Genomic DNA, 7,957 nt, shown 5'->3' with positions numbered 1-7,957 from the left:
TGACCCTTCCAGCTGAACCGTCATCACCTCAAGCGGCTTGCCAGCCGCAACCGCGACCGCTGCTCTTACGTCCATCGAAAATTCCTCCAAAATCAATAGTCTATGATCGATATCTAATTCGACTTATCGGCCGGCTACCTTTGCCCACAAATCCCGTATTTCCCGCCTCATAAGCAGGGATTCCTCCCAGCGGTCGGTACTGTCTTCACCGTCCCTTCCGGTAATCGCATAGGGCTTCGGTCCCAACTCGCAGGTGAAGGCGAGCGTTGCGTCCTTGTTGGCGCGCTTCTTCCAGCTTTTGAAGCCATATTCCCACCAGCCGAGGAAAAGGTCGACCCAGGGCCTGTGATGCGGGAAAGAAATCTCGATTTGGACCTGTTCGCGCGAAGCAACGCGGCCATGAAAAGCCCACGAACTGTCCAGTACCCGATGGATGAGCGCATGGTTCTCGTCGGATACCGGCCAGGCAAATTCGCGCCCGACGAGGAAATGGGAGACATCCCCCAACAGCCGCAGATCCGGCAGTCGATCGAGGAGATCGAGCGTGAAGAATAGATCCGTCGTCATCCGGTCGCGATGCGTCTCGATCCAGACGTCGATGCCGGCTTCTTCCGCCAGCCGCTGCCAGCCCTCCAGCAATGGAATACAGTCCTCCAGCCGACGTAGCCGCACGTCCGGCTGCAGACAGATATGATGAACATTGTATTCGGCCGCGATTTCCAGCACCGGCTTCAGATCGTCGACGGTCTTCGGGAAACACTGCCCCTCCGCCTGCAGTCCATACTGCTTGAGCAGAGTCGCGACGCGAGAAACGACCTTGCGGTCGTACCAATGGGTACTGATGCCATCGAAACCCGCGGACGCGATCTTTTCGATGTTTTCTTCCAGAGAAAGCTCCGGATATTGCGCGCTGCGCCGCTCCATGGACCAGAGCGACTGGAATATGAGCAAGTTCTGCATGGTTCCTCCCCTGCCAGTGCGGTGCTCAGATCATGAATCCGATGTCTTCGCCAGTCGGCGCGATGATGGCTTTTGATCATCGGCGCGTTTCATTGCAAACCGGATGTATTCACGAGCCGGGTGCCGGTAGCGTGAGGGTTTTTCATCAAGATGCTCTGGATGCCAAATTGCCACCTTCCCCTCCTCGATTGCGGATCAGAAAAGTTCCCGTCTCCGTGAGCAAATTTCATCAAATCAATGCTGTCGCTTTCAGCCGACGTCGCTGACACTGACCGCATAGTTCATTCACCGGGAGGCACATTATGGACGACACGCTCTACGGCACCCGCGACAAACGCGGCGACTGGAAACCCAACAAGCTTCTGCAATATCCACCCGTGTTCATCTGGCCGGCCAAACCGATCGCTTTCCTGAAATGGTTCTTTGGATATCCCGGCTATCTGATGCCTTGGAATACCGTCTATGCCGCCGTCGCAACGTTGCTGTGGCTCTACGCGACACCTTCCATGGAAACGATGAAGACACTGGCGCCGGGCTGGATCGCCTATCTTCTCCTGCGCAATGCCGCGCTGGTTTTCCTGTTCTTCGGCGCCTTTCATCTCCGCCTCTACATGCAGAAGAAGCAGGGCACGAGCTTCAAATATAATAGCAAGTGGCCGTCGAAGGATAACTCGGCCTTCCTTTTCAAAAACCAGACCGTCGACAACGTAATCTGGACCTTTGCAAGCGCCGTACCCCTCTGGACGGCATTCGAAGTTCTGACGCTATGGGCCTTTGCGAACGGCATCATTCCCTATGTCGACTTTGCCGAGCACCCCATCTATTGCATCGTCATCATGCTGTTGATCCCGGCATTCCGTGATCTGCACTTCTATCTCGTGCATCGCCTGATCCACTGGCCGCCGCTCTATCATGCGGTTCACAAGCTGCATCACAACAATGTCAATCCCGGCCCCTGGTCGGGTCTGGCCATGCACCCGGTCGAGCATCTTTTGTATTTCTCGGGCGTTCTCATCCATTGGATCGTGCCCTCCAATCCCATCCACGCCCTGTTCCATCTGACGCATGCCGCCCTTGCGCCGGCGCCAGGTCATGCCGGCTTCGACAAGATCATAATCGGCGAGGAAGCCGGGATCGATACCCACGCCTACGATCATTACCTCCACCACAAATTTTTCGAGTGCAATTATGCCGATGGCGTCATCCCGCTCGACCAGTGGTTCGGCACTTTCCATGACGGCTCGAAAGAGGCCGAAGACCGCATGAACAAGCGCTTTATGGAGCGCGCGAAGAAATACGCGGAGAAGCAAGCGCGTCGCTCCGGCACGCCGAGCTAAAGCGGATCGAAGACCCGGCTGGGCTCCCGGGACCGTAATCTCATGACCGGCGATGGCGGCAAATGCCGGAGCCTGCGGCCTCCTTCCGCAGGCTCCGGCTTTATTGTCTATCGATATGTGGATGTGAAGCCGACGTTGTCGGCCCTATTAGCCTAGCCGCCCAGCGACGTGTCTTCTCCATGCAGCTCTTCCATGATGAAAAATGATCACAATCGACATGGAATGCGAGGGGTGATTTCGTGCATGCTGGGAACCACTCGGGAGGAAAAACGATGCGCGCTCAAAGCGTAATGTCGACCTGATCCCAAGACTCGATAACGCCTTTCACGCCTTGGCGATTGCAATGAGGAGGAAGAAATGACGAACTGGGTTGATGCCTGCGCCGCCGACGAAATCGATCAGGAAGATGTTGTTCGTTTCGATCACGCCGGGCGAACCTTCGCGATCTACCGCAGCCCCGACAACGAGTATTTTGCTACAGATGGGCTTTGCACCCATGAGAAAATCCATCTGGCCGACGGGCTCGTGATGGACGACACCATCGAGTGTCCGAAGCACAATGGCCGCTTCAGCTACAAGACCGGAGAAGCACGGGGCGCGCCCGTCTGCATCAATCTGAAGACTTATCCGGTCAAAGTGGAAGGCGCTCGCGTCATGATCGGGATCGGCGCATGAGCGGCGATGCGGGCATCATCATCGTCGGTGCCGGCGAATGTGGCGCACGCGCCGCATTGGGCCTGCGTGAGAATGGCTATCGGCGGGAGATCACCCTCATCGGCGATGAAGTTCATCTTCCTTACGAGCGACCGCCTCTTTCCAAACAGGTCCTGCTCGATCACGCCGAGCCTCGGCTGCCCGCCGTTCTCAATGATCTCGCGCTGGCTGAAAAGGCTATCCGGCATATCGGCGGCGCATCGGTTGACGCCATCGACGCAGCTGGAAAACGGCTCATCCTCTCGAGTGGTCGGGCCTTGTCTTACGACAAGTTACTACTGACGACGGGGGCTGCCCCCCGGCGACTGGCGAACACGCCCGCCAGTTCCCGGATCCTCTATCTGCGGACGATGGATGATGCGATTGCGCTTCGCTCCCATATCCGGGCAAATATGCATGTAGCCGTGCTTGGCGGTGGCTTCATCGGGCTGGAGGTTGCCGCATCGGCGCGCAGCTACGGCGCGAAGGTAACTGTCATCGAGTCTCAGGAACGTATTCTCAAGCGCGGCGTACCCGAGCTGATCGCGGAAACGATCACAGCCCTGCACCAGCGCAACGGCGTCACCGTAAAATGCGGCGCGGCGGTTCTCGGGATCGAAGCGGATGAACGACATGTCGGCATTTCCCTTTCCGACGGAAAGGTGATCGCTGCCGATGTGCTTGTCGTTGGGATCGGCGCGCAGCCACGCACCGAACTTGCTGAAAAAGCGGGCATTGCGATCGATAACGGCATTGCAGTCAACGAGCACCTGGAAACCTCGATCGCCGACATCTTTGCCGCCGGCGACTGCTGTTCGTTTCCGCATCCGCTCTACGGCGGACGTCGGCTGCGTCTTGAAGCCTGGCGCAATGCGCAGGATCAAGGCATTCTCGCGGCGGCCAATTTGATGGGTGCGGCTCGCTGCTATCAGGCCGTCCCCTATTTTTGGTCCGACCAGTTTGATCATACGCTGCAAATCGCCGGCCTCGTCGACGAGGGGCGCATGGTCGTCAGACGCGATCTGGATGACGGCGCTGTCATCTTGTTCCATCTCGACGCAGAACAAAGGCTGGTCGCTGCGAGCGGTGTGGGGCCTGGCAACAAGATCGCCAAGGATATCAAGCTGAGCGAGATGCTGATTGCCAAGCGCATCATGCCGCGGATCGAAGCTTTGACGGCCGGCGTGAACCTAAAATCGCTCTTGCCAAAGGCAGCGTAAGAGATTGTTGCCTGGTCAACTCATGAGCAGAGGCACAAGTGCTTGCAGTTTCTAAGCGCTAATCGCGCAGACAAAGGGCATCAGGATCGATTCTCGGCTTTCTGATGGGACGACAGGCGATCGAGAATGGCCTGCGCGGTATTGGCGTCCGTGACCAGCGCATTGATCATTCCCGATCGTGCCGCGCCGATAATGCCGCTTGCCTTGCCGGGCGTAGCGGCAACGGCGATGCAGAGCGGCACCTTGCGCAACTGTTGAGGAGAGGCTGCAATCATCCCCTCCTCTCCATCCCAGTGCAGGATCTCGCCTTCTTCCGTGACGTAGTGGCGCAGCACATCGCCGGCTGCTTGGCTCAGCGCCTTTTCGCCGGGCAACGCCGTTTCCGAGGGGTTTGCCGCATGTGTCAGCCCGACACCGACGATTGCCGCGTCCAGCCTGTCCCAGAGAGACGTTACCTGCTGAACCGTGGGATCTCCGAGAAATGCATCCCGGAGTTCGGTCGAAGAAATATAAGGCGCGTGCAGGAAATGTGGCACGCCGCCCATCTGGACTGCCGCCTGGCGCACGAATTCATTGATCTGAAAGTGAGGCGCCGCATGCTGCATGCCGCCGTTCAGCGCGACCGTGACGATGCCGGGCAATTGCGGTAGACCGGCCATCGTCACCTCGCGCACCGCCCGCCCCCAACCGATGCCGAGCGTCGAACCCGAACGCAGGCCCGCCTGTTGCAGAAGCGAGCCGACAGGTGCGGCAAGCGCGCTCAGCACGTTTGACGACGGCGTATCGATCACCGCAGCGGTGCGCAGCTTCAGTCCGTCGATCAGTGCGGCACTCAGATCCTCGGCGGGGGAAAGATCGATCACTTCGATCCGGACGATCCCGACAGCCCGGGCTCGCTGCAGCAACCGTGAAACCGTCGCCGTCGACAAGCCGAGTTTTCTGGCAATATCCACCTGCGCCATATCGGATTGGTAGTGCAGTTTGGCGACCGTGTGCAGCAACGCGCGATTTGCCGCAGCCTCCTGCGATTGAGATGAATTCAGGTTGAAATTCCTTTCTGCAATGTGTTACACATACGGGACTTGAGGAGTTATCGCTTAAAAAGCCCGGTTTCGCAACGTCTATACCGCGCATGAGAGTCCTCAATTTCAGGAGCATTGCCCTCTTCGAGGAGTGGGGAAGGCATGCCCGCATGGGTGCCGTTCGCAACGGCTGGAGGAAGGATCACATGACGAAATTGACGACCGCGGAGATGCGCGGCTACCAGCAGATTTGCGGCAGCGACGGGGCCATGATGGTGATTGCCTGCGACCAGCGCGGCGGCATGCGCAGCCTTCTGGCCAGGGACCCGGCCGAGCAGGCAGCGATCTCCGACCAGGTGCTGGGGGACACGAAGGCCGATATCGCTCGCTTCCTGGCAAGCAAGGCGTCCTGCGTTCTCGTCGATCCCATCTGTGCGGTGCCGGCGCTGGTCGATGATCGCGTCCTTCAGCGTGATACCGCACTACTGATCGGCCTCGATGCTTCCGGCTGGGATACATTGCCGGAAGGCTATCGTCTGTCGAAGCTGGTTCCCGGCATTTCCGCGCGCCGCGTGCGCCAGCTGGGGGCGACCGGCGGCAAGATCATGGTCTATCTGCGCTCGGATCGGGATGCGGCGAATGCCCACAATATTCGGATCCTGAAGCAATGCATCGAAGATTTCGCGCATGAGGATCTTCTGCTGGTCGTTGAATTCCTGACCTACAAGTTCGAAGATGAGGATGAGGCCGACTACAAGGCGAAGCTGCCCTCTCTGATCGTCGGCGGTAGCAAGATCTGCCTCGATCTCGGCGCGAAAGTTTTGAAAATCCCCTATCCGGGTTCCTCGGAAGCCTGCGCCGAAGTCACGCGTCTTGCGGGCGACGTGCCCTGGGCGGTGCTGTCAGCCGGCGTCGACCACACAACCTTCCTTACCCAGGTTGAGGATGCCATGCGCAACGGCGCTTCGGGTGTCATCGCCGGCCGCTCACTTTGGAAAGACTGCATCTCGCTCGATCGTTCGGTAACGAAGCATCGGCTGGAAACTGTCGCGGTGCCAAGGCTTCGCGAAATCCAGGCCGTCATCGCGATGCACTTCAAGGGCACTGGCTCGCACGGCGCTGATCAAAGGCAGCGCGCCCATGGCTGACATCGCCATTGGCGTCGATATTGGCGGCACGAATATTCGTGCCGCCCTCGTCTCCGTTCAGGGCGAGATCCTTGCCAGGCTGTCGGAAAGAACCCCGACCGATCCGCTGTTGGCATTGGAGCGCGTGATCGCGATGGCGCGCGCTCTCGACACTCCTGAAGTTCTGGGGATCGGTGTCGGCATACCAGGGCGTGTCGATGTCGACAGTCGCGAAATCCTGTCTGGCGGCATTCTCAACCTCTCTGGCCTCGATTTCGCCCGGCGGATTGAGGCGGCACTTGGAAAGCCTGTCGCCATCGAGAATGATTGCAGCATGGCGCTGATCGCCGAAATGCGGATCGGCGGCGCCAAAGGCTATCAAAATGTTGCGATGCTGACGATCGGAACGGGCATTGGCGGCGCGGTCGCCCATGCCGGGCGCATCTATCACGGACACAAGGCGGCCGGACAACTCGGCCATATTTGTGTATCGCAGGATGGCCCGCCCTGCCCCTGCGGCAGGCGTGGGTGTGTCGAAACCTTCAGCTCCGGAACCGCTTTGCGCCGACACGTCGCTGAAGCGGGATTGCCGGTCGCAACAATAAAGGAGGTGTTCGACATGGCTGCCGAGGGAGATGATGCGGCCGTGCGCGTCTTGCGCCAATGGGCAGTCCCTTTACGAGCGGCACTCGATAATATCGCGGCGACGATGGATCCCGAAGTCATCCTACTTGGCGGCGGGCTCGGCTGCGACGCGGCGCTTGCGCTTGCAGATCTACCGGCGGCAGCGCCTTGGTTCCGCCCCGCAATATTGCCGGCCAAACTCGCCGATGACGCCGGCGTCATCGGCGCGGGCCTGTCGATTTTTGCGGCCGACGCGCCGTCACAGGAAAAGCGGGCACAGGGAAAGCGCGTCGTCCTAGTCAACGGCGTGCCGGCTTCCGGTAAAAGCCGCCTTGCCAAGGCTTTGTCCGATCGAACCGGTTGGCCAGTCTTGTCCCTAGATGGCATCAAGAATCCGTTCCTGCAGCATATCGGACCAGTCGATCGCGACTTCAACCGGACTTTGGGAAAAGCGAGCTACCAGGCGATCTGGTCCATTATCGCGGACGCTCCCGCCGGCTCGACCTTCATCATCGATGCCTGGTTCGGTTTTCAGCCGAAAGCGCAGCTGGAAAACTATATCGAGGCTGCGAAAGTCGAGGATGTCGCGGAGCTGTGGTGCAAGGTGCCTGGAACGGTCGCCGGCGAGCGTTATGCCAGCCGACTGAAGGAGCGGTTGCCTGGGCATCCGGGCGCCGAATATGTGCCGGAACTGATAATGCTGGCGGATCGGGCCGAGCCTATGGGCTGCGGTGCAGTCATGACTGTCGAGCAGACCAAAGAACCGGATATGGAGGTAATTCTCGCTTGGATTCGGCAGGTACTCGATCGCCAATAATATCGATCGCCGTCCGAATGGTCGGAACAAATTCGCAATAGTGCCGATCGCCATACGACACTATGTCTTCGGCGGATCGCGATATTGCGATTGCAGTTGAATTGCTCAATTATATCAATCGGATACAGGAAATTCCTTGCAGAAAAAAATTACTTGA

General features: G+C 58.8%; 7 protein-coding genes. 5 read left to right on the top strand and 2 right to left on the bottom strand.

Going from position 1 to position 7,957, the window contains the following annotated elements; genetic code table 11:
• Positions 1-123 precede the first annotated feature (123 nt).
• Entirely contained in the window at positions 124-960 is an 837-nt protein-coding gene (locus tag AC13QE_RS05110; RefSeq protein ID WP_488482846.1) for a sugar phosphate isomerase/epimerase family protein, read from the bottom strand.
• Positions 961-1,262: 302 nt separating this feature from the next.
• Between AC13QE_RS05110 and AC13QE_RS05105 the strand changes: the two genes are divergently transcribed.
• The 3 genes from AC13QE_RS05105 (at position 1,263) to AC13QE_RS05095 (ending at position 4,210) form a co-directional block, all read left to right on the top strand.
• Positions 1,263-2,297, top strand: a complete 1,035-nt coding sequence (locus AC13QE_RS05105) for a sterol desaturase family protein (protein ID WP_488482845.1) — start codon at positions 1,263-1,265, stop codon at positions 2,295-2,297.
• 357 nt (positions 2,298-2,654) lie between these two features.
• The gene (locus AC13QE_RS05100) at positions 2,655-2,972 is read left to right on the top strand and encodes a MocE family 2Fe-2S type ferredoxin (protein ID WP_488482844.1); all 318 of its coding nucleotides are present in this window, start codon (positions 2,655-2,657) and stop codon (positions 2,970-2,972) included.
• Positions 2,969-4,210, top strand: a complete 1,242-nt coding sequence (locus AC13QE_RS05095; RefSeq protein ID WP_488482843.1) for an NAD(P)/FAD-dependent oxidoreductase — start codon at positions 2,969-2,971, stop codon at positions 4,208-4,210. Before AC13QE_RS05100 ends, AC13QE_RS05095 begins: the two co-directional genes overlap by 4 nt.
• Positions 4,211-4,290: 80 nt before the next feature.
• Here AC13QE_RS05095 and AC13QE_RS05090 read toward each other — a convergent pair whose 3' ends face one another.
• The gene (locus tag AC13QE_RS05090) at positions 4,291-5,211 is read right to left on the bottom strand and encodes a sugar-binding transcriptional regulator (RefSeq protein WP_488482842.1); all 921 of its coding nucleotides are present in this window, start codon (positions 5,209-5,211) and stop codon (positions 4,291-4,293) included.
• A gap of 227 nt (positions 5,212-5,438) precedes the next feature.
• On the opposite strand from AC13QE_RS05090, the gene AC13QE_RS05085 reads away from it, so the two are divergent.
• Positions 5,439-6,380 carry a tagatose-bisphosphate aldolase gene (locus tag AC13QE_RS05085; RefSeq protein WP_488482841.1) on the top strand — a complete coding sequence of 314 codons (942 nt, stop codon included), beginning with the start codon at positions 5,439-5,441 and terminating at the stop codon, positions 6,378-6,380.
• A complete protein-coding gene (locus AC13QE_RS05080; protein WP_488482840.1) occupies positions 6,373-7,800 on the top strand; it encodes an ROK family protein in 1,428 nt (475 codons plus the stop codon). Before AC13QE_RS05085 ends, AC13QE_RS05080 begins: the two co-directional genes overlap by 8 nt.
• The last annotated feature ends 157 nt before the right edge of the window (positions 7,801-7,957 follow it).

This window comes from Martinezella sp. CNPSo 3957, from assembly GCF_057784395.1.
This window is presented reverse-complemented; position numbering and strand designations above follow the sequence as displayed.